The sequence below is a fragment of the Lysobacter capsici genome, from assembly GCF_018732085.1.
Taxonomy (GTDB): domain Bacteria; phylum Pseudomonadota; class Gammaproteobacteria; order Xanthomonadales; family Xanthomonadaceae; genus Lysobacter; species Lysobacter capsici_A.
The window spans coordinates 960,644-986,414 of record NZ_CP076103.1; the positions used below are offsets into that span (position 1 = coordinate 960,644).

Here is a 25,771-nt window from a genome sequence, read left to right on the forward strand (position 1 = left end):
TCGGCAATCAGCCGATCACGAACAGCGGCTGATCGAACTCGATCGGCTGGCCGCTGTCGGCCATGATCTTGAGCACGGTGCCGGACACGTCGGCTTCGATCGGGTTGAACATCTTCATCGCCTCGATCACCGCCAGGGTGTCGCCGGCCTTGACCGACTGGCCGACCGCGACGAACGGCGGCTTGTCCGGCGCGGGCGAGGAGTAGAAGGTGCCGACCATCGGCGCGCGCACGACGTGGCCGTCGGGCAGGTCGCTGGCGGGCTTGGCGCTGCCGCCGGTGGCCGCTTCGGTCGGCGAGCTCATCGGCATGGCCTGGGCCGCCGGGCGCTGTTCCGGCGCCGGCGCATACATCGGCTGCGGCTGGGGCATCGCGTAGCCGCCCTTGGGCGTGCGGGCCAGGCGGACGGATTCTTCGCCTTCCTTGATCTCGATCTCGGCGAGGTTGGATTCCTCGAGCAGGTCGATCAGTTTCTTGATTTTGCGCAGGTCCATGGAGCGGGCCTCTGATGTGGAGCTTGGTTTGCAGGTCGCGCGGACGCGGCCCGGACGGATACGGGGTGGCGACGGCGGCTCGCTAGAGTGCCAATCGCTTGATTGCAGCTTCCAGTGCGTAGCGGTAACTGTCGGCGCCGAAGCCGCAGACCACGCCGATGGCCAGATCGCTGAAATAGCTGTGGCGGCGGAAGTCTTCGCGGGTGTGCGGGTTGGACAGGTGGATCTCGATAAAAGGGATTGCCACGGCCGCCAGGGCGTCGCGGATCGCCACGCTGGTGTGGGTGAAGGCGGCCGGGTTGATCAGGATCAGCGCGGTACCGTCGCCGCGCGCGGCCTGGATGCGGTCGACCAGCACGTGCTCGGCGTTGGACTGCAGGCTCTCCAGGGCGTGCCCGGCCGCCTGCGCGCGTTCGCCCAGGTCGGCGTCGATCTGCGCCAGGGTGGTGCGGCCGTAGACCTCCGGCTCGCGGGTGCCGAGCAGGTTGAGGTTGGGGCCGTGCAGGACCAGGAGCTTGGCCATCGGGACCGCGCGGTTGCCTTCAAAGGGCGGCAGTTTGCGCGATGGCTGCTCAGCTGTCCAGAAGTTGCCCGCCAAATCGGCGAAGTTGTCGCGATTTAAGCGGTTGTTTGAGTGGCAGCTCTAGAACCGCGGCGGCCAGGCGGTGTTGTGGCGTTTTTACCCGCAACTTGCTGGCCGTAGGCGGACGATAGCAACTTCGCGTTGCATGCTGCGCGGCTGGGCGGAACGATGCCGGGGCGTTCGCGGATGAACCAGGCCCGACGCGGTGTGCGCAGCGGTCGCGCGGTCCGGGGGCGCCTCGGATTCGCCGATCCTCGCCTGTCGGGGCGGTCGTGGAAAGCCGGCGCCGTCACGCATCCGCTGTGCTTCGGACCGGCGGTCGGGCGGATCGTCGGGGCTGTGATCGATGGCAGCGTGCCTGGCTGAACGCCGTCGCGGCTCGGAACTGTGCGCGGGGCCACAGGGGCGCGTCTGCACGGCCCAGGCCCATGAAGCGGACGCATCGTCGCGCCGCGGTCAGTCCACCCAGCCGTCGAGTTCGCCGGCCTCGAACGGGCCGATGCGCTGCTTGAGCAGTTTGCCGTCGGCGCCGATCAGCACGGTGTAGGGCAGCACGCCCTTGGGGTTGCCGAGCTGGATGCCGGCGTCGCGCGGGCCGGGTTTGTCGAGCAGGATCGGGTAGCCGACCGGCACGCGCTGCAGGAACGCGGCCACGTCCTCGGCGTTGTCCAGGGCGATGCCGACCACCTGGGTGCCGGTCGCGCCCTGCGCCTGGGCGTAGCGGTTGAGTTCGGGCATTTCCTTGATGCACGGGCCGCACCAGCTCGCCCACAGATTGATCAGGATCGGCCGGCCGGCGAACGCCTGCGGCAGCTGCATCGGCTTGCCGTCCAGGCCCGGCAGTTGCAGCGGCGGCATCGCCGCGCCGCGGCGGGCGACGGCTAGGTCGGCCGGCGGCTTGGGCGCCTCGCGCGCCATCTGGTCCTGCAGCACGCGCTGGCCCAGTTCGGTGCGCATCAGCCAGCCGCCGCCGCCGACCAATTGCCCGGCGAGCACGCCCAGGGTGCCGGCAGCCACGGCGATCAACACGATTTTGAGCGTAGACGACCAGGCCATCGGTGCTGTCCTTAGCGGTGAGCGGCGCGCGCGCGATCGATGCGCGCGGCGAACGCGGGGGCTTTTTCGAAACCGAACAGGCGCAGCTCGCGGCGTTCGGCGCCGTTGGAGTAATAGAGCGTGGCCGGCGGGCCGATGATGCCCAGCCGCTTCATCAGCGCCTGGTCGAGTTCGTCGTTGGCGGTGACGTCGGCCTTGAGCAGGACGAAACCGTCGAGCGCGCGCTGCACCTGCGGTTCGGGGAAGGTGTACTTCTCCATTTCCTTGCAGGCCACGCACCAGTCGGCATAGAAGTCGAGCATCAGCGGCTGGCCGGCGGCCTGGGCCGCGGCGAGTTCGCGGTCGAGGTCGGCGCTGGACTTGATCGTGCGGAACGGCAGTTCGGCCGGATGCGCGCCGCCGCGCAGGCCGGCGAGCGGGCGCAGCGGGTCGCTGCCGCCGGCCAGAGCGCCGAACAGCTGCGCCGCGCCGAGCACGCCGAACAGCAACGCGCACAACCAGCCGATCGCGCGCGCACCGTCGCCGCGCGCCGCGCGTATCGACAGCACGATCATCACCGCCGCGCCGAGCCCCAGGGCGCCCCACAAGGCGAGGGTGACCGGGCCGAACAGGATGCGCGACAGCATCCAGATCGCCATGCCGATGAAGATCAGGCCGAACACGCGCTGCACCGCGACCATCCACGGTCCGCTGGTCGGCAGGCCCTTGCCGGCGGCGACGCCGAACACCAGCAGCGGCACGCCCATGCCCAGGGCGAGGGTGAACAGCACCAGCCCGCCGAACAGCGGGTCGCCGGTCTGGCTGATGTAGAGCACCGCGCCGGCCAACGGCGGCGCCACGCAGGGGCCGACGATCAGCGAGGACAACGCGCCCATCGCCGCCACGCCGAGCCACGAACCGCTGCGCTGGCGGTTGCTGACGTCGCTGAGCCAGTTGCGCAGGCCCGAAGGCAGCTGCAGTTCGTACAGGCCGAAGCTCGACAGCGCCAGGCCGACGAACACCAGCGAGAACAGCACGATCACCCACGGGGTCTGGAACAGGATCTGCACGTTCGAACCGGCGCCCAGCAGGCCGACGATCACCCCGGCGACGGTGAACACCGCGGCGTTGGCGAGCACGTAGATCAGCGACAGGGTGAAGGCGCGGCGTGCGCCCAGGCCCGGGCCCTGGCCGACGATCAGGCCCGACAGGATCGGGATCATCGGCAGCACACAGGGGGTGAAGGCGAGCAGCAGGCCCAGGCCGAAGAAGGTCAGCAGGGCGAGGTAGCGGTTCGGACCGGCCAGCGCGGCGGCGAGTTGGCTGTCTTCGGCTTGCGGGGCGGCGGCGTCGGTCGCGGGACTGGCGGCATTGGGCGGCCCGGCGAGGCTTGCGCCGGCCTGGGCGGTGCCCGGGCCGGTGGTTGCTGCGCCGGTGGCGGGATTCGCGGCGGCGGTGGCGGCGTCGGTGGGCGCAGCCGGGGTGCCGGTAGCGTCAGCAACATGGCCGGCGTCGGCCGTTGCAGTGGCGGCGGTGGTCGCGGTCGCAGCCGTACCCGCGGCGGGATCGGTCTTGGTCGCGTCGGCCGCGGCGGTCACCGTGCCGCGCGCCAGATCGATCGTCACCTTGCGGGTCATCGGCGGATAGCAGATGCCGTCGGTCTGGCAGCCCTGGAAACCGGCGGTCAGGGTGATTTTGGCGGCGTCGGCGGTCTTGCGGATCAGCGGCAGCGGCACGTCGATCTGGTCGAAGAACACCGTGACCTGGCCGAAGTGCTCGTCGCGGTGCGCGGTGCCGCGCGGCCATTGCGGCTTGCCGGCGGCGATCGCGGCGTGGTCGGTCTTCAGCGAGGTCTTGTCGCGATACAGGTAGTAGCCGCGCGCCGGGGTGAAGCGCAGCAGCAGGCTGTCGCCGTCGCGGGCGATGGCCTCGAAGCCGAAGGCCTGTTCCGGCGGCAGCGGCAGCGCGTCGGTGGCGCCGGCGCTGGCGGCGCTCGGCGCGCTCAGCGGCGAACCGCCGCCGAGCAGCGGATTGCTGGCGCCGCCGCGCGGGCCGAACTGGACCAGCGGCGCGCTCGCGGGCGCCGGGTCCATGGCCGGTCCGGTCGCGGCTGCGACGGTCGCCGCCGGCAAGGCGACGTTGAGCGTGCGGGTCTGCGGCGGGTAGCAGATGCCGGCGTCGGCGCAACCTTGGTACTTGACGGTCAGCTTGACGCTCGCGCCCTGCGCGGTGCCCGGCAGGCTGGCGCTCAGACGCTCGCGGTAGGTTTCCACGTCGCCGAAGAATTCGTCCTTGTGCGCCTCGCCCTTGGGCAGCTGCAGCGGCCGCGCGGCGTAGCCGGCGTCGGTCTTGACCGAGATGCGGTGCTTGTAGAGGTAGTAGCCCTTGGCGATCTTCCAGTCGATCGCGATGCGCTCGGCGCTCGGCGCGCTGGCGCTGACCGCGAACGCATCGTCGACCGGCAGCAGGTCTTTTTCGTCGACCGCGAGCGCGGGCGCGGCGAATGCGGCGGCCAGTCCGGCGGCGGCCAGGGCGAGGGCGAAGGCATGGCCGGCGCGTCGGCGCCGGCCTGGAAGCAGGTCGTCAGTCATCGTTCTCGGGTCTGTTCGGCGATCCAGTGCAGATACGGATCGAGGCCGTCGCGGACTTCGACCACCAAGGCTTCCGGCAGTTCATACGGATGCAGCGTTTGGATGCGTTCGAGCACCGCGCCGACCCGGTCGGGTCGGGTCTTGATCATCAACTGGACTTCGGTGGCGTGCTCGACCCGGCCCTGCCAGCGGTAGGTCGAACGCACCCCGGGCCAGCGGCTGACGCAGGCGGCCAGGCCGTCCTCGACCAGCGCCAGCGCGATCGCGTCGGCCGTGGCCTCGTCGGGGCAGGTGCTGAAGATCAGCCGGGGCAGGGGCGCGGGGTCGGTCGGGGGCATCGTCGCAAGTGTAATGCGCGGCCGTGGCCCGCGACCCGGCCGGGTCGGGCCGGAAGGTGCCGAATTGGGGGATGCAGCGTTGCGGCGGTCGCGGAACGTGGCGTGTGTCGCCGAACCGGAAGGGATCGCTGCGTGGTGGCGGGGCGGCCTCGGTTCCGATGCTCGGCGGTCCGACGCGGCGATCCGGGCCGAAGGCGTTGGGGCTGAGGCTTCCCCACAACGGCGGCCGTGAGCTTCGATCGCAACCCGCCAGCGGGCCGATCGGTGCGCGCTCCGGCGATGTCTGGCCGCCCGAGCGCACCCACCGCGTCCGCTTGGCCGCGCAGAGTCCATGACTTCTTGAAGCTCGAACGCGCGAGCTGTCGCGAACTAGTCGGAACTCCACCGGCCGCCGCGCGGATGGATGCCGCGCGAACCGCCGGGCAGGCGAGTCATATGGGAAGGCTTCCAGCTAGCGTGTCTTTATGCTACGAGGGCCGGTTGCCCGTGCCATCGCGTCGCGGCCCTTCGCCCGTTGTGGACGCAATCCATCAGCCTTTCATCACCGGCAATGGGCGCTGGGCGATCTGCCTGGCTTCGTCGATCGGCAGGCCGAGGTTGTACAGGGCGATTGCGGCGATGCGCTCAGGCACGTTTTCTGCGTCTAGGCCGAACTGTGCGGCTTGGGGAGATCGTGCCGCGTCCGGATCGACTTCAATGGCCACCGCGCCGAGCACGCCAGCGCCGGCCATCACAAAACTCATGAGTGGGTCGACGAGCTGGAACCGCCCGTTGTCCACGCCTCTTTGGATGTCGCGCAGCAGCCGTACGCCAAGACCATGCGACAGCGTGCGTAACGACACCCCCTCGCGTAGCAGGAACCGACCCCACAGCGGTTCGTGCCGCGCGCGCAGCACCGCAAGGCGGATGCTGGCGGCCACGACTTCGGCCGGGTCGTCGACGTCCTGCGCCAGGCGATCGAGCATGTCGGCGAATTCCTCGAACACCTGCTCGTTCACCGCCGCGTAGATCGCCTCCTTCGACTCGAAGTGGTTGTAGAACGAGCCGAATCCCACGTCGGCCGCTTCGGTGATCTGGTTGATCGCCACCGCATCCATGCCGTGCTCGGCCATCAGCCGGAAGGCGGCCTCGACCAGTTTCTCGCGGGTGGCTCGCTTGCGTTTTGCGCCACGCGATTCGCGTGGCGCGTTTCCCGCGGGCTGGGGCGATTCGCCATGCATGGGGTTAGTGGGGGCGTTCGGGGAACTGTTCACCAGCAGGAGGTCGCGAGGGCGGAAAAAGGGCATTCAGGAATACCACATTCCATAGTTGACATGTTTATCAGAATTGATGTATCTATACATTAATCAATCTAGGCGATTGATTTCATTACGCATGTGTTGCATCGCAACACCGGCGTAATGGCCCTCCCATCCATCGTCCGAGTCCGGCACATGACCGAACTGTCCACCCCGCATCCAGCCCGGCATCCGTCTGCGACGGCCAAGGCGACCTCGCTGGCCTACCTGGCATTCGAGCGGCCCGACTTTGAGCTCGCACAGGCGTTCCTGAGTGACTTCGGGCTGCGGGTGGCGCGACGCTCGGATGATGTGCTGTACCTGCGTGGCACCTGCGATGCGCCCTACTGCTATCGCGTGCAAAAGGCCGCCAAGCCGCGCTTTATCGGCATGGGGTTCACGGTGGCCCAGCGTTCGGATCTGCAGGCGCTGGCACGATTGCCGGGGGCCAGCGCCATCGCGCCGACATTCCACCCAGGCGGCGGGGAGTGTGTCGTCCTTGTCGATCCATCCGGCTTCCGGGTCGAGGTGATCCACGGGCAAGCGCCGGTTGCGCCGCTGCCGCACCGACCGGCGATCCAGCTCAATTCCCCCGACGAACCGCTGCGCATCAACGACACCCAGCGCCCGCCAGCCGGGCCGCCGGACGTGGTGAGGCTGGGCCATGTGGTGCTGGAAGTCGCCGACTATCAGGCCACCAGCGCCTGGTACACCCAGCATCTGGGCCTGATCCCGAGCGATGTGCAGGTGTTGCCGGACGGCTCACCGGCCGTGTGCTTTTTCCGCCTCGACCTGGGCGACACGCCCGCCGATCACCACACCCTGGCGTTGGCTCAGGGGTTCATGGCGACCTACAGCCACAGCGCCTACGAAGTCATCGACGCCGATGCGGTCGGCATGGGCCAGCGCCTGCTGCGCGAGAAGGGCTGGATGCATGCATGGGGGATCGGCCGGCACATCCTTGGCAGCCAGATCTTCGACTACTGGCAGGACCCCTGGGGGGCCAAGCACGAGCATTACTGCGACGGCGACCTGTTCACCGCCGATCACCCGACCGGTTACCACGAGGTCAGCCGCGCCGCGATGTCGCAATGGGGCCAGCCAATGCCCGGGAGCTTCACCCGGCCCGGCTTCACGCCGCACGCGATCGGCCAGCTGATCCGCAACCTGATCCGCAGCCCGGATCTGAGCGTGCGCAAGCTGCTCACGCTGGCCCGGCTGTTCGCCTGAGTCCGCGGCCGATGCGCATGGAACATGCCGATCCCGTCCGCCGGCGCCTGCTGAAGGCTGGCCTGGGCAGTGCGGTCGTCACCGCCGCCGGCCGCAGTCGCTCACCCACGCCATCGAGCGGCGATGCCATGCCGACCGCCATTGCCTCTGCTTCTCCCATTGACCCGCGAGTTCTTCCCATGTCCCTCAACATCATCCGCTTCGAACACGGCCGCCGCGTCGGCTGGGGTGTCATCCGCGGCAGCGCGATCACCCCGGTGCCCGGCGAGTTCGCCACCACCGGCGATTTCATCGCCGGCACCAGCTTGGTCGAACTGGCCGCGCTGCACAGCGACACGCTGGATCTGTCGCAGGTCAGGCTGCTCTCGCCGGTGACCCGCAACCAGCAGTTCCTGTGCCAGGGCGCCAACTATCGCCAGCACATGATCGAGTCGGGCATGGATCCGGACGCGAAGAAATACAACATGATTTTCACCAAGGCCCGCAGTTGCATCTCGCCGGCCGACACCGAGGTCGTCAAGCCGCGCGAGGTGCGTTTCCTCGACTACGAGATCGAACTCGGGCTGGTGATCGGCAAGCCGATTCGCGGCGCGGTGCAGGTCACCGACGACAATCTGCACGAGTACGTGGCGGGCGCGGTGATCGTCAACGACTATTCGGCGCGCGACGTCCAGATCCCGCAGACCCAGTTCTACAAGGGCAAGTCGTTTCGCACCTTCGGTCCGATCGGGCCATGGCTGACCCTGCTGGATGCCTCCAGCATCGCGGCGCTCAAGCAGCTCCAACTCACGCTGCGCGTCAATGGCGAAGTGCGCCAGGACGACACCACCGCCAATCTGGTGTACGGCCCGGCCGAGACCCTGACCGAATTGTCCGGCGTGCAGGACTTCGAGCCCGGCGACCTGTTGGCGACCGGTACCCCGGCCGGTTGTGCGCTGTCGGTGCCTTCGCCGGCCAAGCAGAAGCTGGCGGCGCTGCTGCCAGAGAAGAAGAAGTGGGAGATCTTCTTCAACGTGCAGGCCAAGCGCAGCCAGTACCTCAAGCCCGGCGACGAGGTCGAAGCGCGAATCCGCAGCGTCGATGGCAGCGTCGACCTGGGCGTGCAGCGCAACCGCATCGTGGCGGAGGCCTGAGCCATGCCCGGTATCGCATCGCTGAGCGACATCGAAGCGGCCGAGCAACATGGCTTGCCGGAGGATCTGCCAGCCAGCACTTACGACGCCATCCGTCGCGGTGCGGCACTGAATCCCGATGGGCCGGCCCTGAGCTTCTTTCTGACCACGAACGAGCATCGCCGCCCACACATCTGGAGTTACCGGCAACTGCTCGCGCAGATCCATCGCACCTCCAATTTCCTGCATCGCATCGGTGTGGACAAGGACACGGTGGTCGCCTACGTGCTGCCCAATCTGCCCGAGACCCACTTCGTCATCTGGGGCGGACAGGCCAGCGGCATCGTCGCCGCGCTCAATCCGCTGCTGGATGGGCCGGCGCTGGCCGAGCTGCTGCGCGCTTGCGATGCCACGGTGCTGGTGACCTTGGCGCCGTTCCCGGGTACCGACCTGTGGAGCAAGCTGCAGCGGCAATTGGCGTCGATTCCTTCGTTGAAGCACTTGGTGTTGGTGGATCTGCCCGACCATGTGCGTGGACCGAAGCGTTTCGCGGCGCGCTTCATGCAGATGCGCGAAACCCGGCGCCTGCACGGCCGCGGCGGGCTGCGCAGCGCGGTGCCGGCATCGATCGCCATCCACCGCTTCAACCATGCCATCGCCGACGAGCGGCCCGAGCGACTGGACAACGGCCGCACGTTCTCAGGCGACGACGTTTCCTCGTACTTCTGCACCGGTGGCACCACCGGCCTGCCGAAGCTGGCCATGCGCTGCCATGGCAACGAGGTCGCCAACGCCTGGAGCGCGGCGCAGTTCCTCGGTGACGAGATTGGCCAGGACACCGTCGTGTTCTGTGGCCTGCCGCTGTTCCACGTCAACGGCGTGTTGGTCACCGGGCTGTTGCCGTTCAGCAAGGGCGCGCACGTGATCCTGGGCACGCCGCAGGGCTACCGGGGCGAAGGCGTGGTCAAGCGCTTCTGGGAGATCGTGGCGCACCACCGGATCAACTTTTTCAGCGGCGTGCCGACGCTGTACGCCTCGCTGCTGCAAGTGCCGCTCGGCCCGCACGACCTGGGTTCATTGCGCTACGGCTTATGCGGCGCGGCGCCGTTGTCGGTGGAGGTGTTCCGCAACTTCCAGCAGCACACCGGGCTGAAGATCCTCGAAGGCTACGGTCTGACCGAAGCCACCTGCATCAGCAGCATCAATCCGGCACAGGGCGAGCGACGGATCGGCTCGATCGGTCTGCGTATCCCATGCCAGGCGATGAAGACGGTGGTGCTTGGCGAGGACGGCGGCTACCTGCGCGACTGCGGCATCGACGAAGTCGGCGTGCTGGCGGTATCCGGGCCCAACGTGTTCATCGGCTATCGCGTCCGCGAGCATAACGCAGGGCTGTGGATCGATTGTGGCGACGGCCGTCGCTGGCTCAACACCGGCGACTTGGCGCGACAAGATGCCGATGGCTACTTCTGGCTCACCGGACGCAAGAAGGAATTGATCATCCGCGGGGGCCACAACATCGATCCATCGGCGATCGAGGAGCCGCTGTACCGCCACCCGGCGGTGGCGGTCGCCGCGGCGGTGGGCCGTCCCGACGTGCATGCCGGCGAACTGCCGGTGGCCTATGCCCAGCTCAAGCCAGGCGCGGCCGTCACCGAAGACGAACTGCTCGAATTCTTGAAGCAACACGTCGGCGAGCGCGCCGCCATGCCCAAGCACGTGCGCATCATCGAGGCGATGCCGCTGACTGCGGTCGGCAAGCTTTTCAAGCCGGAACTGCGCCATCGCGAGATCCGCGACGCACTGGGAACCGCGCTGCGCGAGGCCGGCATCGGCTTTCGCGACGTGAGCGTCAACGACGACAAGACCTATGGACTGGTCGTATCCGTGCGACTGGATCCCGGCGCATCGCGCGCGGCCGCCGATCAAGTGCTTGGCGGCTACCCATTCTTCTACACCTTGGACTGACAACGGGTCCCGGCCCTGGCCGCTGCGTCCCCCCACGCAATGGAGATAGAGATTTCATGAACGTTTCTGCCCGCGCCGCGGTGGTCAGCGGTGGTTCTTCCGGCATAGGAAAAGCGATCGTCGCCCGACTGCACGCCGATGGATGGATCGTGTACACCTGCGGTCGCGACCGCGCCAAGTTGGCCGCGCTCGAGGCCGAACTGCCCGGTGTAAGAACCCATGTTTGCGATGTCGGCAGCCGCGCGGCGGTGCTCGCGTTCGCCCAGGCCGTGTTTGCCGAAGTCCCGACCTTGCAGCTGTTGGTCAGCAATGCGGGCGGTTCGCGCGAGATCGACTTCACTCGCGAGGACTTGTCTTCGCTGGACGTGACCGCGGAACTGCGCAACAACACCGAGGGTGCGATCAACCTGATTACCGAGTTCCTGCCCGGGCTGCGCCACAACGATGGCGGCGCGATTCTTGTGGTGAGCTCCGGTTACGCACTGGCTCCGGCCACGCGCGCGCCGGTCTATTGCGCCTCCAAAGCCGCGCTGCACAGTCTGTGCAAGTCCTTGCGCCTGCAGCTCGCGCCCTTGCGCATCACCGTCACCGAGTTGTTGCCGCCGGTGGTGGACACGCCCTCGGTCGCGCACCGCAAGGTGGCAAAACTCGCGCCCGGTCCGGTCGCCGACGCGGCCGTGCGCGGTGTGCTCGCAGGCTCCGAAGAGGTGCGTCCGGGCAAGGTGCGATGCCTTCCGTTCCTGCTGCGGCTGATGCCGCGCACCTCCGAGCGCATCGTCGCCAGGACCTGATCATGCACGACACGATTGCGACGATCGACGAGGCCTCGCGCGTCCCGCACGAGATTGACGTCCTGGTGGTTGGCTACGGCCCGGTCGGCGCCGCCGTTGCCGCGCTGCTGGGACGGCACGGCGTGCGCACGCTGGTGATCGACAAGGCGCCGGACATCCTGCTGGCGCCCCGCGCCATCTCTCTGGACAACGAAGCCTTGCGTGTCCTGCAGATGGCCGGCCTCGACGACGACGCCTTCGACAAGGTCGCCATTCCGTTCGTGCGCATGCACTCCCCGCTGCTGGGCCAGTTCGCCTGCATCAACACCAGCGGCAGCATCGATGGGCAGCCCAAGCTGGTCACGTTCTATCAGCCGGACCTGGAGCGGGCGCTTCGCGATCAAGTCGGGATGCAAGCTTGCGTCACCGCGCTCACCAGCACCGAAATGCTGGATTTCGTGGACGGAGCCGATGGCGTGACCGCCACGCTCGGACTCGCCAATGGTAGCCACACAACAGTGCGCGCGCGCTATCTGGTCGGCGCCGATGGCGCCAGTTCGCAGGTTCGCAACGCCATCGGGCAGGGCTACAGCGGCCGCACCTATGCCGAGGACTGGTTGATCGTCGATGCGCAGAACGTGCCGGGCGCGTTCGACCACATCGAATTCCTCTGCGACTTCCGTCGGCCCACGCCGCACATGACCGCACCGGGCGGGCGCACCCGCTGGGAGTTCATGCTGCAACCAGGCGAGACACGCGAGCAGATGGAACGCGACGACACCATCGCCCGACTGCTCGCACCCTGGTCGCAGGGCCGGCAAGAGCTCACGATCGAGCGCAAGGCGGTGTATCGCTTCCATGCCCGCTGCTGCGAGCGTTTCAGCCGGGGCCGGGTATTTCTTGTCGGCGACGCCGCGCACATCACGCCGCCGTTCGTCGGTCAGGGCTTGGTCGCGGGCCTGCGCGACGCCGCCAACCTGGCCTGGAAGCTGGCTTGGGTGGTGCAGGACAAAGCGGCGCCGGCGATCCTGGACAGCTACGACCGCGAGCGCCGCCCGCATGCGAAGAAGATGATCGGACTGGCCAAGCTCATGGGCCAGATGGTCATGCCGCGCGGCCGCACCAGGGCGACGCTGGTCCACGGGTTGATGTGGCTGGTCAACCACACGCCCGGGCTGCGCGATTTCCTCCAGGAACTGGGTGTGAAGCCCGAGAATCGTTTCGCGGACGGGCTTTTCGTTAAGGGCCGCGCCGCATCGCGGCTGCGCCGTGGCGGCCAGTTGCCGCAGGGGTTGGTTCGCGCCGCAAGCGGCGAGGTGATGCTCAGCGACCAGATCCTCGGTGACGGGCTGGTGCTGATCGGTTTCGGCTTGCCGGTGGAAGAAAGGCTCGGCGCTGCTCTGGCCGAGCGCTGGCGGCAGCACGGCGGCCGCTTCGTGCAGTTCTGCCAGCGCGGCGGAATGGTGCATCGAAGTCCCGATGTCTTCGAGGATCTGGACAACCGGCTGGTGCCCGACGCGGCACCGCACGGCTGGTGCGCGGTGGTGCGCCCGGACCGCACCGTGGTGCATGACGGCCCCATCGAGCAGGCCGAGCGCATCGCGAGCGAGTCGCTCGCATTGATCGCGGGAGGCTCACCGCAGCGATCGGCGCATCTCAACGCCACGCCGCAACAAGCGTCCGGCTGACGCTGGAAGGCGCATGCCTGGGGGCATGCAAACAGCCAACAACAAAGACCTGCCAATGGAGGGAAACATCATGTCGTTCAATCGATACGCCGTCTTCATGCTCGCTACCGGCGCTGCACTGACCCCGGGTCACACACGCGCCGCCGCTTTCCAGTTGAAGGAAAACAGCGCCAAAACCCAAGGCCGGGCTTTCGCGGGCAGCGCGAGTGCGCCAGGCGATACCGCCCTCGTGGCGACCAATCCCGCCGGCATGCGCCTGCTCGATGGGCGCCAGTTCCAATTCGGCGCCGCCGGGATCGGCTTCTCGGCTGAATATCGCGGGGACGGTGGTCGCCATGCCGGCTTGGGCGGCGCCGGCACGGGCATGCCTGTTTCCGGCGCCGATGGCGGCGATGCCGGCAAGGTGGCCGCGATTCCGTCTGCCTACCTGCACCTGCCGTTCGGGGAGAACGACCAGTTGCACTTCGGCGCTTCGCTGACGGTTCCCTTCGGCCTGGAGACCGAGTACGACCGCGATTGGGTGGGCCGCTACAACGGCACCGGAACCAAGCTGCAGGCCATCGATGCCGGTTTGGCGTTGTCCTACGACGTCAACCCCTATGTCTCCTTCGGCGTCAACGTGTTCGTCGAACGGCTGGATGTGAAGGTCGCCAGCGATATGGACCTCGGAGCCGTTCTAGCCGGCGCCGGCGTGCCCGGCTTCGTTCCTGGCAACGCCGATGCCCACACGCGCGTCGAGGGCGACAACACCGATGTCGGTTTCGTGCTGGGCGGCTTGTTCAGCCTCGACGAGGACACCCATATCGGTCTGACCTACCGCTCCGGGATGCAGCACAAGATCAGCGGCGGCAGCGCGCGCTTCGACGCCGACACGCCCACTGGCGCCGCAGCGCTGGGACTGCTGCGCTCGCGGGGCCTGTTCGTGGACTCCGCGGGCCGCGCCACGCTTGAGTTGCCCGCGGTCGCCACCGTCAGTGTGACCCATCGCATCAACGACAAATGGACCGTGATGGCCGACCTGTCGCGCACCGGCTGGTCGAAGTTCGACCAGGTGGTGGTGAGGTTGGATTCCGGGCAATCGTTGCCGCTGGACTTCGGGTACCGGGACACGACCTTCGGCTCGGTCGGAGCAGACTACCGAGTGAGCGATACCCTGACCCTGCGTGGCGGCCTGGCTTACGACCAGACCCCCACGACCACGGCCCATCGCGACACACGGGTGCCGGACGCCACGCGCAAACTTGTCTCGCTGGGCCTGACTTGGACGCCGTCGCCGAAAACCGAATACAACCTCGGCTACACCCATGCATTCGCCAGCGATCCGAAGATTGACCTGGTCACGGACTACGGCAGCACGCTGGCAGGCTCTTACGATTTGCAGGCCGATGTCCTCGCGGGTTCGTTCACCTACAGGTTCTGAAGAAGCAACCGACAACCCAAAACCATCCCGCGCAGGGAACCCTCAAGTCGTTCAACCGATACGCCGTCTTCATGCTCGCTGCCGGCGCTGTGCAGCTCCAAGGAGCAAGCGATGACGCGGCGGTATCCGCGGGCATGGTGGCCCTGTCCGTTCTGTTCGGCATAGCGGTTGGCCTGTCGGCCTGCGCAGGCGGCGCCGGAACCTCGTCACCGCCCGCATCCGCATCCAAAGCCGCACTCGCTGCGGCACCCACCGCTGCGCCGGAACGGACAATGGCAGGCCCACTGCCGGCGATGTTGAGCGGCGTCGTGGGCCACGGCCCGCTCATCGTCGGCGATCAGTTCGGCTATCTGCCGGGCCTGAAGAAGATGGCAGTACTGCGCAAATGCGTTTCTAGCCAGGCAGCCAGCGGGTGATCGCGCGGTTCCGCGTCACCTACGTTCGACTGGATGCCGGCGCTCAGCCGCCGTCGCAGCTGGTTTCCTGCACCGCGCACAGACGGTCGACCCAGGCGCGGACCCGGCCCGCTTCGGCGCCGGCGGTCGCGGCGGGTTCGATCTGCACGTTGCCGCGCAGTTCGCTGTCGATGGCGTACTCGACCTGCGCCCACTTGCCGTCGCAGGCGACGAGGCGGCCGTGGTCGACAAACGCGTCGCCGTCGAAGCCTATGCCGTCTTTCGGGATCAGCACCGCCGGCGACTGGGCATCGGGCCGTTGCCGGCCGACAGCGGCCTGCGACTTCACCGTGAGCTTGCGTCCGCTGACCCAGCCGGTGCCCTTGAACATCGGCCGCGCCGCGGCGTCGAGCAAGGCTTCGTTGTCCTGCGCGCCGGCGATGCGGAACCAACCGTCGGCGCCCGCAGTGACCCGCACCTCGACCCGGGCGCGCAGCGGCGGATCGTCGGCGCTGACGTTGATCGGCGGCAAGGTGCCGAGCACGCGATAGGCGGCGCCGGGCCCGGCGCGGACGTTGAGCCCGGCCGGATCGGTCTCGTTGACGAAGGCGCCGAACGCGCACGCGACCTGCGCGACCGGCGCGGGCGCGGATTGTGCGCGAGCCGGCGCGACGGCGGACAGCAGCGCCACCGTCACGGACAGTGCGATGCGCGTGGCGATGAAATCGGGACGTGGCATATCCGAATGTCCTGTGGCGGGAACGTCGTGACGAAACCCCACGCGATCACACGACGAGCGGATCGGCGTGTGCATGCAGGCGCGGGCGGGCGGCGTGATCGGCATTGCCGAACGGCTCGCCGCGGCGGGGCAGAATCGACTTGCGCTTTTTCATCTCGACAGGTCCCTCCTGGAAGCCCGCTGCGCGCGAACGACGGCGCCGCTCGATGGTGTCGCCGCGCCAAGGATCGGGCAATCCCGGGCGGGCGTCCACCGCTCGCGCGACCGATGCGTTTTCTCCACCGCATCGCCGGTATAAGGTGGCGCATCCAGGAGAACCCCATGTTCGCTTCGCCCCGTCTTTTTTCTGCCGCATTGGCGACGTGCCTGTGCGCCGTTTGTCCGCCGACGTTCGCCGCGGGGCAACCGGCTGCCGCGGCGTCGCCTCGGTTGATCAGCGAAATCACCCACGGCCGCTTCGTGCGCACACCGGTGCGCCTGCCGCAAGGCGAGGTGAAGCGCTTCGTGCTGTGGTTCGCCGACGGCCTCGATGCCGCGCAGCGCAAGGCGCGCGTGGAGGCGCTGGTCGGCGACGGCGCGATGGTCGCCACGGTCGATGTCGCGGCATTGGAAACGCTGCTGCGCAAGGACGGCGGCACGTGCAACTTCTCCTCCGGCGACGTCGAGAATTTCTCGCGCTACGTGCAGGCCTACTACCGTCTGCCGACGTACCACCTGCCGCTGCTGCTCGGCGACGGCGAAGGCGCCGCGCTGGCCTACGCGATCGCCGCGCAGGGCGACGCGACCCTGTTCGCCGGCGCGGTGTCGAACCGGTTCTGCCCGACCCTCGAACTGCCGCGTCAGCTGTGCGCGTCGGCTTCTCTCAAGCTCAACGCCGACGGCAAGCTCGCGCGCCTGCAACCGGCGCCGTTGAAAGTGCCGTGGCTGATCGCCGCGCCGCAGGCCGACGAACGACGCTGCGAGGCATCGGCGGTGCAGGACTTCGTCAAGGCGATTCCACAGGCGCGCAGCTTCGCCCGCGATGCGAATGGCGACGCGACGGCAGGTCTGCGCGCGGCCTTGAACGTGCTCGGGGCGCAGCGGCATGCGAGCCTGCCGCCGCCGCCGTCGGACCTGCAGGGCCTGCCGATCACCGAAGTCGCCGCGATGCCCGGCGGCAACGCCGACACCTTCGCCATCTTCGTCTCCGGCGACGGCGGCTGGGCCGATTTCGACAAGAGCGTCGCCGCGCGCCTGGCCAAGGCCGGCGTGCCGGTGGCCGGGGTGGATTCGCTGCGTTATTTCTGGACGCCGCGCACGCCGCAAAGTTTCGCCGGCGACCTCGACCGCATGGTGCGTTACTACCGCGCCCACTGGCATCGCGAGAACGTGGTGCTGATCGGTTTCTCGCAGGGCGCCGACGTGTTGCCTGGCGCGTACAACCGCTTGCCGCCCGCGACCCGCGGCACGGTGCGGCTGACCACGCTGATTTCGGCCGGGCAGAAGGCCGAGTACGAATTCCATCTGTCGAACTGGATCGGCGGCAGCGGCCGCGGCCTGCCGATCGCGCCGGAAGTGCTGCGCATGCCGCCGGCGCGCACGCTGTGCCTGTACGGCAGCGACGACGGCGACGCGCTGTGTCCGCACTTGCCGGCGAAAGCCGCCGGCATCGACAAGATGCCCGGCGACCATCACCTCGGCGGCGATTACGACGGGGTCGCGGCGCGGGTGTTGTCGGCGGCGGGGATCGCGTCGCGTCCGTGAGCCGTTGAGGCCGGCATCGGCGGCGCCGACACCGGGAACTTGGCGACGTTGCGTTCGCTTTCGTCGTCGCGGTGCGGGTCGAGCGAGATCAAACGCGTTACGTCGATCAGCGCGCTCGGCAGGTGCATGCCGCCAGGCGCGGCGAGATAGCGGGTGCGCCAGACCGGGTCGTACTTGGCCTTGAACCGGCGTAGGCCGACGAAACCGTAGAAACGTTCGCCGTGGCGCGCGATCAGATTGGCGAAGCGGTTCCAGCGCCCGGCCAGGCGATGCTGCGACAGCCCCGACAGCGGCGCCATGCCCAGCGAGAACCGTTCGAAGCCGTTGGCGCGGCCCCACAGCATCAATTCGGCGAACAGGAAATCCATCGTGCCCTTGGGCGCGTCGCCGCGATGGCGCATTAGATCGACCGACAACTCGCGGCCGTTGGTCGCGTTCCACAGGTTCGCGAACGCGACGATGCGGCCTTCGTGTTCGATCAACGCCACCGGCAGGCGGCGCAGGTAGTCGGGATCGAAATTGCCCAGCGAGAAGCTCTTTTCCTCGCCGGCCTTGTGTTCGAGCCAATCGTCGGAGATCGCTTCCAGTTCGGGCAGCAGCGCGTCGATGTCGTCGCTCGGCGCGATGCGGAAACTCAGGCCCGAACGCTTTCCGCGGTTCCAGGCCTGGCGCAGGTCGGCGCGGGTCGGGCCTTGCAGGCTGAAATCGGTCAGCGGCACCAGCGCTTCCTCGCCGAGCTTGACCAGGGTCAGGCCCATGTCGAGGTAGGTCTGCCAGTACTGCTCGCCGACCTGATAGAACACCGGCCGCATGCCGAGCCGATCGGCTTCCTCGCGGAATCGCCAGATCAACGCGCGCGCGACCTCGGGCGGGCCGACCGGGTCGCCCATCGCGATCAGCGAGCCGCCGTAGCGCTGCATCATCGCGAAGCCGCGGTTTTCGCTGTCGAGCAGCAGCGCTTTGTCGCCGGTCAGGGCCAGATGCGCCTGACTGTCGTCGGCGCCGGCGAGGATCGGCCGGATCGCCGCCAACTGCGCTTCGTCGGCCGCCGGCAGCGGCGCGCGCGCGGCGTGCAGCAAGCGCGCCAGGCCGAACGCGATCACGGTGACGCTGACCAGCAGCATCGCCCGCAGCGCGCGCGGCGCGTTGCCCGAGACCAGGAATTCCCACCACAGCTCGTTGCGGTATTCGACGTGGCTGTAGGCGAAGAACATCAGCCAGATCGCCGCGATCAGCACCAGGCCGAGATTGCGCAGCCAGCGCCACGACCAGGCTTCGTCGAGCAGCGCGCCTTCGCGGTAGAACTCGCGCCGCGCCGCCCACAGCGCCACCGCGACCAGCGGCGGCATCAGCGACAACACCCAATGCCCGCCGCGCAGCCAGGTCGGCAGCGGCAGCAGCAGGCACACGCCCAGCGCCAGCGCCCAGGCCGCGTGGCTGCGCCGTTGCAGGCCCTGGCCGATCAGCAGCAGGCCGACGCCGCCGAGGCTGGCGAGCAGTTGCGAGGTTTCGATCAACGGCAGCGGCGCGCCGACCAGGCGATGCTGCGGCTTGGGCAAGGTGCCGTCGAGAATCAGCGCGGCGCCGAGCACGAACGCGGCCAGCGCGATCACATGCGGCAGCCACGGCCGGATCGCCAGCCACGCGGTGCGCAGCGCGCCCGCGCGCCGCGCCACCGGTCCGCGCACCGCGCCGAACAGGCCCAGCACCGTCGCCAGCACCAGCGGCAGCGCGTAGTAGGTGATGCGGTAGGCGACCGCGGCCGCGAGCAGGCTGGCCGGCGCGACCCCCGGCAGCAGCTTGAGCAGGCTCCATTCGAACACGCCGATGCCGGCCGGCACGCTCGACACCAGGCCCGCCAGCACCGCCACCAGATACAGCCCGACGAAGCCGATGAAACCGGTGCCCGATTCCGGCGGAATGGCCGGCGCGAGCAACACGTACAGGGCGCCGCCGGCCAAGGCCAGTTCGACCACGCTCAGTGCGGTCACGCTGAGCACGGTGCGGCGGTCGGGCAGCCACAGCGCATGCCCGCGCAGGCGCAGGGTGCGGCCGTCGCGGCCGACCGCGGCCAGCAGGCCGAGGAAAGCGATCGCGATCGCCGCGCCGATCGCGCGGATCGCGGTTGCGCTCAGCGGCAGCAGCAAGGTCGCCGGCGCGGGTTCGAACATCAAGGCGCAGGCCAGCAGCACCCAGGCGCCGAACACGAAACCCAGCGTGCTCATCAGCACGACCTGGCCGATGTCGGCCAGCGACAGCCCGGCCGCGCCGTAGCCGCGCAGGCGCACCGCGCCGCCGGTCAGCGCGGCGAAGCCCAGGGTGTGGCCGACCGCGTTGGCGAGGAAGGCGGTGACGATCAGCCGCAGCGGCTTGACCTTGCTGGCGTTGCGGCGCAGGCCGATGGCGTCGAAGCCAACCAAACAGGCATAACTTGCGAGGGCCAGCAGAAAGGCCAAGGCGATACGAACAGAGTCGATCTGCGCGAAGGCGTGCTTGATCGACCGATACCCCTGCTCGCTGAATTCCCCGGCGAGCGCGTGCAGCGCCAGCGCGAGGATCGCCAGGCTGGCGAGCATCGACAGCGCACGGCGCCAGGATGGCGACGAGCGCTCGGCGGTGGACGATGGGGTGGACGTCGGGGTGGTCATGCGGCGCTGCGTGTGGGGGAGGGGGAAGCTTTCCGCAAAGGCTGCGAAAGCCGAATGAGGGTGGGCGGCGGCATTTTAGGCGACGGGCCTGTGGGTGGGGCGCGGGTGGGCGGAGCAAAAAGCAAATCCCCCCTGGCCCCCCTTTTTCAAAGGGGGGAAGTCTTCGGGGTGGTGCGGCGCAAGTTGGGGGGCGACGGCTCGGGTGGGCAGCGTGTGCTTTTCGGCGCGAGAGTGCGAGTTGGGCTTGCGAAAACGACCTCACCGCAAGCTGCGCAGTCAGGAGTTGTCCCGCACTCAAAAGCCGCGCTCATAGAGCGTTGGCCGGCTCCACGCCGTCACCAACCCGACCCGACTAAACCCATCGAACCCCATGCCCACTTTGAAAAAGGGGGCGAGCGCCCGGCGCAACGTCGGAGCATGTACATCCCGCAGCGCGGGGATTTGCTTTTGCGCTCAATCCACCGCGAAGCGCTTACCTCACCCCGGCCCCGATCACCCGATCCCACACCGCCGGCTGCCCGATCGTCTCCTCGACGAAATCGATGAACGCCTCGACCTTGCGCGGCCGGTACTCGCGCCCCGGGTACACCGCGTAGATCCCGATCGGCACCAGGCTCCAGTCCGGCAGCACTTCCACCAGCTGCCCCGAGGCCAGCTCCTGCGCCACCGCGAACGTCGCGCTCTGCACGATGCCGCCGCCGGCGACCGCCGCCTCGACCAGCGGCACCCCGTAATTCGCCTTCAAGCGGCCGCGCACCGGCACCCGCAGCGGCTCGCGCTCGCGCTGGAACTCCCAGGTCGGGGTGTCGCGGAACAAGGTGTAGTGCAGGCAGTCGTGCCCGATCAGCTCGGCCGGCGTCGACGGCGCGCCGCGGCGGGCGAGGTAGTCGGGCGAGGCGACCAGGAGGCGCCGGGTCTGGGCGATGCGCCGCGCCACCAGCCGCGAATCGGTCAGCGCGCCGATCCGGATGGCCGCATCGAAGCCGTCGCCGATCAGGTCGACGAAGCGATCGTCGAACTGCAGGTCTAGATCGATGCCGGGGTGGCGTTCGAGAAACGCCGATACCTGCGGGATCACGTACAGGCGGCCGAAATTCATCGGCAGCGACACCCGCAGTTCGCCGCGCGGCTGCAGCGACAGGTCGTGAACCCGCTCGCCCGCGGCCAGGATCTGCGCCAGCGCCGGCGCGACTTCGGCGTAGTAGTGGCGGCCGGGTTCGGTCAGGCTCAGGCGCCGGGTCGAGCGGTTCAGCAGCTTGGCCCCGAGCCGTGCCTCCAGGGTGTTCAGCCGGCGCGTGATCGCCCCCGGCGTGACCTGCAGCTGCCGCGCCGCGGCGGTGAAACTGCCGTGCTGGAGGATGGCCTCGAAGGCTTCGAGTTCGGAATACAGTCCACCGATCATTATTGAGCCATCCTCAATGATGAGTTGCCGGGTCGATCCTATATCAATGTGTGGCGCAACAATAGTCTGGGGTCCCCGAACCAGCCGGTCCGCGCGACGGACCTCAGGAACCCCGATGGACGCCTTTCAATTGCAGGGCCACGACCTGGACAGCCTGCGCCGTGTCGAATTGCCCGAGCCCCGCCCCGGCCCCGGCGAAGTCCGCATCCGCGTCGCCGCGGCCTCGGTCAATTACCGCGACTACGCCCTGGCCACCGGCCGCTACCAACCCGAGTTGCCGCGCCCGTTCGTGCCGCTGTCCGACGGCGTCGGCCGCATCGACGCGCTGGGCGAAGGCGTCGATGGCTACGCGCTCGGCGAGCGGGTGATCGGGCACTACACGACGAAATGGATCGACGGCCCGTTCCGGTCGGCCAACCATGCGAGCAAGCTCGGCGGCCCGCTCGACGGCTGGCTGGCGCGGCAGATCGTGCTGCCGGCCAGCGCGATCGCGCGCGCGCCTGAATCGCTCGACGATGCCGCCGCCTCGACCTTGCCGGTGTCCGGCCTGACCGCCTGGGCGGCGCTGCAACGCATGGCCCTGCCGGCCGGCGCGAGCGTGCTGGTGCAGGGCACCGGCAGCGTTTCCTTGATGGCCTTGCAACTGGCGGTCGCGCGCGGCCTGGACGTGATCGCGACCACCGGCGACGCCGGCAAGGCCGACTGGCTGCGCTCGATGGGTGCGCGCGCGGTGATCGATTACAGACAACGCCCCGATCTGTCGGCCGCGGTGCGCGAACTGACCGGCGGCCGCGGTGTGGACGGCATCGTCGACGTGGTCGGCGGCCCGCAGTTCCTCGACCTGCTCAACGCCGCGGCCGACAACGCGCATATCGCGGTGATCGGGTTCCTGCACAGCATGCAGGTCGACGGCAACCTGATCGGCCCGATCATGGCGCGCCAGCTCAACCTCCACGGCGTCAGCGTCGGCAGCCTGCGCGATCTGCATGCGTTTCTGGCCGAAGTGGAAACGCGGCGGATCGTGCCGATCGTGGGGGCGCGGTTTTCGTTCGAACACGGGGCGCAGGCGATCGCGTCGATCGCGCAGCAGCGGCAGGTGGGCAAGCCGGTGGTGGTGTTCGATTAGCGGTGGTGGGCGGGAAAGTCTGTGCTGATGGTCGACTGACGCTCCTGGCTGGTCAGGTCGGCGGTGGTGTTTGACCGGCTGCAGCAGATGGGCCGCGGTGAGATGGGCTGTACTCGTCGGCGATCGACGCAAGCTTCGCGAGTGCCGCGAAATTCTTGAAGATTCACAGCGCCGATAACGGCCAGTACATCGCCGACTTTCCTAACGCTGCGAAGCGTCAGGATGTCGCGCACTTTCATGACGCTGCGAAGCGTCAGGATGTCGCGCACTTTCATAACGCTGCGAAGCATCAAGATATCGCGCACTTTCATAACGCTGCGAAGCATCAAGATATCGCGCACTTTCATAACGTCATCCCCGCGAAGGCGGGGATCCAGAGACTTCAGAGTCATGCTGCGGTGAAGCCCTGGATCCCCGCCTTCGCGGGGATGACGGTAGGACGGTGACGCGGATGTTTGTGGGTTTCGTGCTGATGGATGGTCTTTCGCTCAAAGTCGCTGGATTCCCGCGTTCGCGGGAATGACGAGCAAAGGCGGAGCGCGCAACTCGTCGGCTGCGGCTAAAGAAATAGTGATGAGCCCTTCCCGTAGTCGCGAACCCTTCCTGCCGTCATTCCCGCGAACGCGGGAATCCAGCGACTTTCGTCCCGATCGCCTGGTCGTCCATTTCGGACGAATGCAGGCCGTATCCAGTTTGCCTCGCCACGCCACGCTGAATCGCACCGCATCGCAAGCGCACTACAGCCGCCACATCACACCAGATCGCGCGACATCACATTGCGTCCTGTTCCGCAGAGCACCATGACCACACTCCGAAAAAACGAAGGCCCGCATTCGCGGGCCTTCGTTTCGACGCAATGAAACGGAATCAACAAGCGCTTACGAAATCAACCAGAGCTTACGAATTCAAAAAGCACTTACGAAATCGCCAGGCACTCACGGAATCAACTGACAACTAGCCGGCTTGGCCGAATTGAACAACGACGCCGTCGCCCATTCCGGATGATCGATGAACGGGTTGCGGTTGCCCTGGAAGCTGTAGATCACTTCGTTGCGCGCCTTCTCGGCCGCGTCCGGCGGATCGGCCTGGTGCCACGACAGCAGCGTGGTCAGCAGACCCATGTAGGCCGGCGAGGACGAGGTGATGACGATCTTGCTGCGGTCGTCGGTCAGTTCCAGGTCCGGCTCGCTCTGTCCGGTGTTCGGATCGGTGCCGCCTTCGTAGCGGATCGCCATGTACAGCACCGCGCGCGCCATGTCGCCTTTCTTCCTGCCCCAGACCTGGAACGAACCGGCGTTGCCGTCGGGCGTCTTGAACCAGTTCGAATTGCCCGGGTACACGCCGCTGCCGCCGCCCTGGCCGTTGTTGACCTCGGTGACGCGCTCGCCGCAACCGCTCGACAGCGAGCAGTCGGCGAACGGCTTGTTGCCGCGGTCGGCGTTGTAGGCCGAGTCGGTGAGGTACAGCATGTGCGTGTCGGTGTACGGCGCGTACGGCAGGCCGAGGTTGCCGGTCGCGCTGCCGAAGCCCAGCGAATTCGGCCAGGTGTGCTCGCGGTTGTACTTCACGCCGCTGCCGCTGCCCGCGCGGTCGGTGACTTTGACGTAGCTGCGGTTCTTGTACGCATCGAGGATGCGGCCGGAATTGTTCGGATCTTCGTCGGCGATTTCCAGGATCGTCCAGGTGTTGGTGGTGCCGCCGCTGTACGGGTACGCGGTGTGGCCCTTGATCGTGGCATGCAGCGAGCAACGCAACTGGCTGGCGCTGCTGGTGTTGACGTGCGAGTAGTAACCGGTCGGCGTGCCGCCGCCGCTGGCGACGTTGAAGTTCACCACGGTGTTCGCGGCCGGGGTCGCGCCGCCGGCGTCGGTGACCTTGCTGGCGACGACGGTGAAGGTGCAGCTTTCGCCGGCGTGCAGCGCGGTGCCGGTCGATGCGGTGATCGCGGTGCCGCTGGCCGGGTAGGTCAACGCGACCGCGCCCGAGGTGGCGCACTGCAGGGTCAGCGCGCCGCTGGCCAGGGTGACCGCTTCGCTGAAGTTCGCGACCAGGTCGCCCGCGGCCGGGAACGTGCTCGAGCCGTTGGCCGGAGTGGTGGAACTCACGCTCGGCGGGGTGTTCGGCGAGGCGCCGGTGAAGGTCTGGCCGTTGTTGCAGGCGCCGAAGGTCTGGGTCGCCGAGTTCTGCCAGGTGAACTGCGAATACGCGCTGCCGCTGCCCGACAACTGCAGCGAGGTGCCGGCCGGGGTCGAGCCCGATTCGGACACCGGCAGGTTGATGCTGGTCTTGCCCGCGGCCGGGCCGCCGCTGGCGGTGATCTGGCCTTCGTAGCTCAGGAACTGGACCACGTTGCCGCTGCCGTCGACCAGGGCGAAGCCGTCGTTGGAGCCGTTCTGGATGCCGTTGGTGGGATAGCTCAGCGTGGCGATGCGCGCGCTGCCGCTGCCGCAGGTCACCACGCTGCCGGCCGGGACCAGGTCGTTGTCGTAGCTCACCGCCGACGACGGCGAGCTGCCGTTGTACAGATAGATGCGGTAGTTGCTCAGCGTTTCGCCGGCGGTGGCGACGACTTCGATCCGCTCGCCGGTGTCGCCGGCCGAGGTGGCATCGTCGTAGTGGAATTCGTTGATGAACACCGCAGCCGAGGCCATCGACGGCAACAGCGCGGCGACGGCGAGCGAGAGGACGGCGGCGCGGCGCACGCGGGGCGTGCTTGCGAACAGCATGGAGGAACAGTCAGCGACTGACTTGCGCATCAAAACGACTCCTTGTGAGTGGCGTGGCGTCCGGCCGCATGAAAGCGCGAGGCCGGCGCAGCTCAGGCGCCCTCCCCGGGCGCACCGGTCGAGTCTAGACGCGGTTTGTGACCGCGCCGGGCATGCGCGGGCGGATGGAGAGGCGAAAGAGAGACGTTGGTCGCGGTTATGCGGGTTATCGCCGTAGATCGGTGCGCGGCGGGTGTCGGCAGGCTGCGGCGAGCTGGTTGCCGTGGCGTGGCCGGATCGTGAAACGAAGTCCAAAGTGAGGCGTAGCTTTCGCGCTCCAGACATCACGCAGAAGCAGTAGCCGCGAGGTTTCTTGTGGGAGGGAGCTTCAGCCCCGACACTTTTCGCTCAGTTCGCTTGAAGCTCCATCGCGATGGGAGACAAAAGCATCGGGGCTGAAGCTCCCTCCCACAAAAGACTTCGGGCTTGCCTCGGGAGCCGAGTGGAT

20 protein-coding genes are annotated in these 25,771 nt (G+C 68.0%); 9 read left to right on the plus strand and 11 right to left on the minus strand.

All coding sequences use genetic code 11. The features are described from left to right. Positions 1–7: 7 nt before the first annotated feature. From accB to KME82_RS03950, 6 genes are all read right to left on the minus strand, one after another. The gene (gene accB / locus KME82_RS03925) at positions 8–493 is read right to left on the minus strand and encodes an acetyl-CoA carboxylase biotin carboxyl carrier protein (protein ID WP_215497363.1); all 486 of its coding nucleotides are present in this window, start codon (positions 491–493) and stop codon (positions 8–10) included. Positions 494–575: 82 nt separating this feature from the next. Continuing rightward, positions 576–1,016: a type II 3-dehydroquinate dehydratase gene (gene aroQ, locus KME82_RS03930; protein WP_215497364.1), complete on the minus strand. Its 441-nt coding sequence runs from the start codon at positions 1,014–1,016 to the stop codon at positions 576–578. Between the two features lie 516 nt (positions 1,017–1,532). Further along, complete coding sequence (locus tag KME82_RS03935) at positions 1,533–2,132, minus strand: TlpA family protein disulfide reductase (protein WP_215497365.1); 600 nt, start codon at positions 2,130–2,132, stop codon at positions 1,533–1,535. A gap of 11 nt (positions 2,133–2,143) precedes the next feature. After that, positions 2,144–4,702 (minus strand): protein-disulfide reductase DsbD, encoded by a 2,559-nt coding sequence (gene dsbD / locus KME82_RS03940; RefSeq protein WP_215497366.1) that lies wholly within the window; start codon positions 4,700–4,702, stop codon positions 2,144–2,146. Next, positions 4,699–5,040, minus strand: a complete 342-nt coding sequence (gene cutA / locus KME82_RS03945; RefSeq protein ID WP_215497367.1) for a divalent-cation tolerance protein CutA — start codon at positions 5,038–5,040, stop codon at positions 4,699–4,701. Before cutA ends, dsbD begins: the two co-directional genes overlap by 4 nt. A 530-nt stretch (positions 5,041–5,570) precedes the next feature. Further along, positions 5,571–6,326, minus strand: coding sequence for a TetR/AcrR family transcriptional regulator (locus KME82_RS03950; protein WP_215497368.1), 756 nt, complete (start codon positions 6,324–6,326; stop codon positions 5,571–5,573). 147 nt (positions 6,327–6,473) lie between these two features. Here KME82_RS03950 and KME82_RS03955 point away from each other — a divergent pair, with 147 nt between their 5' ends. From KME82_RS03955 to KME82_RS03985, 7 genes are all read left to right on the plus strand, one after another. Then, a complete protein-coding gene (locus tag KME82_RS03955) occupies positions 6,474–7,547 on the plus strand; it encodes a VOC family protein (protein WP_215497369.1) in 1,074 nt (357 codons plus the stop codon). A gap of 179 nt (positions 7,548–7,726) precedes the next feature. After that, a complete protein-coding gene (locus tag KME82_RS03960; RefSeq protein ID WP_215497370.1) occupies positions 7,727–8,680 on the plus strand; it encodes a fumarylacetoacetate hydrolase family protein in 954 nt (317 codons plus the stop codon). Between the two features lie 3 nt (positions 8,681–8,683). Continuing rightward, entirely contained in the window at positions 8,684–10,627 is a 1,944-nt protein-coding gene (locus KME82_RS03965; protein ID WP_215497371.1) for an acyl-CoA synthetase, read from the plus strand. A gap of 56 nt (positions 10,628–10,683) precedes the next feature. After that, entirely contained in the window at positions 10,684–11,418 is a 735-nt protein-coding gene (locus tag KME82_RS03970) for an SDR family NAD(P)-dependent oxidoreductase (protein WP_215497372.1), read from the plus strand. A gap of 2 nt (positions 11,419–11,420) precedes the next feature. Further along, positions 11,421–13,085 carry a bifunctional 3-(3-hydroxy-phenyl)propionate/3-hydroxycinnamic acid hydroxylase gene (locus KME82_RS03975; protein WP_215497373.1) on the plus strand — a complete coding sequence of 555 codons (1,665 nt, stop codon included), beginning with the start codon at positions 11,421–11,423 and terminating at the stop codon, positions 13,083–13,085. Positions 13,086–13,155: 70 nt separating this feature from the next. Continuing rightward, complete coding sequence (locus KME82_RS03980; protein WP_215498962.1) at positions 13,156–14,505, plus strand: outer membrane protein transport protein; 1,350 nt, start codon at positions 13,156–13,158, stop codon at positions 14,503–14,505. 71 nt (positions 14,506–14,576) lie between these two features. After that, positions 14,577–14,921 (plus strand): hypothetical protein, encoded by a 345-nt coding sequence (locus KME82_RS03985; RefSeq protein ID WP_215497374.1) that lies wholly within the window; start codon positions 14,577–14,579, stop codon positions 14,919–14,921. 43 nt (positions 14,922–14,964) lie between these two features. On the opposite strand, the gene KME82_RS03990 is transcribed toward KME82_RS03985, so the two are convergent. Further along, positions 14,965–15,639: an SH3 domain-containing protein gene (locus KME82_RS03990; RefSeq protein WP_215497375.1), complete on the minus strand. Its 675-nt coding sequence runs from the start codon at positions 15,637–15,639 to the stop codon at positions 14,965–14,967. Positions 15,640–15,960: 321 nt separating this feature from the next. On the opposite strand from KME82_RS03990, the gene KME82_RS03995 reads away from it, so the two are divergent. Then, complete coding sequence (locus KME82_RS03995; protein WP_215497376.1) at positions 15,961–17,382, plus strand: virulence factor family protein; 1,422 nt, start codon at positions 15,961–15,963, stop codon at positions 17,380–17,382. Here KME82_RS03995 and mprF read toward each other — a convergent pair. Together mprF and KME82_RS04005 are read right to left on the minus strand one after the other, a co-directional pair. Next, the gene (gene mprF, locus KME82_RS04000) at positions 17,325–20,030 is read right to left on the minus strand and encodes a bifunctional lysylphosphatidylglycerol flippase/synthetase MprF (protein ID WP_215497377.1); all 2,706 of its coding nucleotides are present in this window, start codon (positions 20,028–20,030) and stop codon (positions 17,325–17,327) included. The genes KME82_RS03995 and mprF overlap by 58 nt on opposite strands. 472 nt (positions 20,031–20,502) lie before the next feature. Further along, entirely contained in the window at positions 20,503–21,432 is a 930-nt protein-coding gene (locus tag KME82_RS04005) for a LysR family transcriptional regulator (RefSeq protein WP_215497378.1), read from the minus strand. 115 nt (positions 21,433–21,547) lie between these two features. On the opposite strand from KME82_RS04005, the gene KME82_RS04010 reads away from it, so the two are divergent. Then, on the plus strand, positions 21,548–22,558 hold the full coding sequence (locus KME82_RS04010; protein WP_215497379.1) for a zinc-dependent alcohol dehydrogenase family protein: 1,011 nt from the start codon (positions 21,548–21,550) through the stop codon (positions 22,556–22,558). On the opposite strand, the gene KME82_RS04015 is transcribed toward KME82_RS04010, so the two are convergent. Both KME82_RS04015 and KME82_RS04020 read right to left on the minus strand, forming a co-directional pair. Further along, positions 22,555–22,905: a hypothetical protein gene (locus KME82_RS04015; RefSeq protein ID WP_215497380.1), complete on the minus strand. Its 351-nt coding sequence runs from the start codon at positions 22,903–22,905 to the stop codon at positions 22,555–22,557. The genes KME82_RS04010 and KME82_RS04015 overlap by 4 nt on opposite strands. Positions 22,906–23,493: 588 nt before the next feature. Then, positions 23,494–25,209: an endonuclease gene (locus tag KME82_RS04020; protein WP_252255752.1), complete on the minus strand. Its 1,716-nt coding sequence runs from the start codon at positions 25,207–25,209 to the stop codon at positions 23,494–23,496. Positions 25,210–25,771: the final 562 nt, after the last annotated feature.

Bases quoted from the DNA above. Each gene is read 5' to 3' on its own strand.
- accB (WP_215497363.1), bottom strand. From the start codon at position 493: ATGGACCTGCGCAAAATCAAGAAACTGATCGACCTGCTCGAGGAATCC.
- aroQ (WP_215497364.1), bottom strand. From the start codon at position 1,016: ATGGCCAAGCTCCTGGTCCTGCACGGCCCCAACCTCAACCTGCTCGGC.
- KME82_RS03935 (WP_215497365.1), bottom strand. From the start codon at position 2,132: ATGGCCTGGTCGTCTACGCTCAAAATCGTGTTGATCGCCGTGGCTGCC.
- dsbD (WP_215497366.1), bottom strand. From the start codon at position 4,702: ATGACTGACGACCTGCTTCCAGGCCGGCGCCGACGCGCCGGCCATGCC.
- cutA (WP_215497367.1), bottom strand. From the start codon at position 5,040: ATGCCCCCGACCGACCCCGCGCCCCTGCCCCGGCTGATCTTCAGCACC.
- KME82_RS03950 (WP_215497368.1), bottom strand. From the start codon at position 6,326: ATGCCCTTTTTCCGCCCTCGCGACCTCCTGCTGGTGAACAGTTCCCCG.
- KME82_RS03955 (WP_215497369.1), top strand. From the start codon at position 6,474: ATGACCGAACTGTCCACCCCGCATCCAGCCCGGCATCCGTCTGCGACG.
- KME82_RS03960 (WP_215497370.1), top strand. From the start codon at position 7,727: ATGTCCCTCAACATCATCCGCTTCGAACACGGCCGCCGCGTCGGCTGG.
- KME82_RS03965 (WP_215497371.1), top strand. From the start codon at position 8,684: ATGCCCGGTATCGCATCGCTGAGCGACATCGAAGCGGCCGAGCAACAT.
- KME82_RS03970 (WP_215497372.1), top strand. From the start codon at position 10,684: ATGAACGTTTCTGCCCGCGCCGCGGTGGTCAGCGGTGGTTCTTCCGGC.
- KME82_RS03975 (WP_215497373.1), top strand. From the start codon at position 11,421: ATGCACGACACGATTGCGACGATCGACGAGGCCTCGCGCGTCCCGCAC.
- KME82_RS03980 (WP_215498962.1), top strand. From the start codon at position 13,156: ATGTCGTTCAATCGATACGCCGTCTTCATGCTCGCTACCGGCGCTGCA.
- KME82_RS03985 (WP_215497374.1), top strand. From the start codon at position 14,577: ATGCTCGCTGCCGGCGCTGTGCAGCTCCAAGGAGCAAGCGATGACGCG.
- KME82_RS03990 (WP_215497375.1), bottom strand. From the start codon at position 15,639: ATGCCACGTCCCGATTTCATCGCCACGCGCATCGCACTGTCCGTGACG.
- KME82_RS03995 (WP_215497376.1), top strand. From the start codon at position 15,961: ATGTTCGCTTCGCCCCGTCTTTTTTCTGCCGCATTGGCGACGTGCCTG.
- mprF (WP_215497377.1), bottom strand. From the start codon at position 20,030: ATGACCACCCCGACGTCCACCCCATCGTCCACCGCCGAGCGCTCGTCG.
- KME82_RS04005 (WP_215497378.1), bottom strand. From the start codon at position 21,432: ATGATCGGTGGACTGTATTCCGAACTCGAAGCCTTCGAGGCCATCCTC.
- KME82_RS04010 (WP_215497379.1), top strand. From the start codon at position 21,548: ATGGACGCCTTTCAATTGCAGGGCCACGACCTGGACAGCCTGCGCCGT.
- KME82_RS04015 (WP_215497380.1), bottom strand. From the start codon at position 22,905: ATGAAAGTGCGCGATATCTTGATGCTTCGCAGCGTTATGAAAGTGCGC.
- KME82_RS04020 (WP_252255752.1), bottom strand. From the start codon at position 25,209: ATGGCCTCGGCTGCGGTGTTCATCAACGAATTCCACTACGACGATGCC.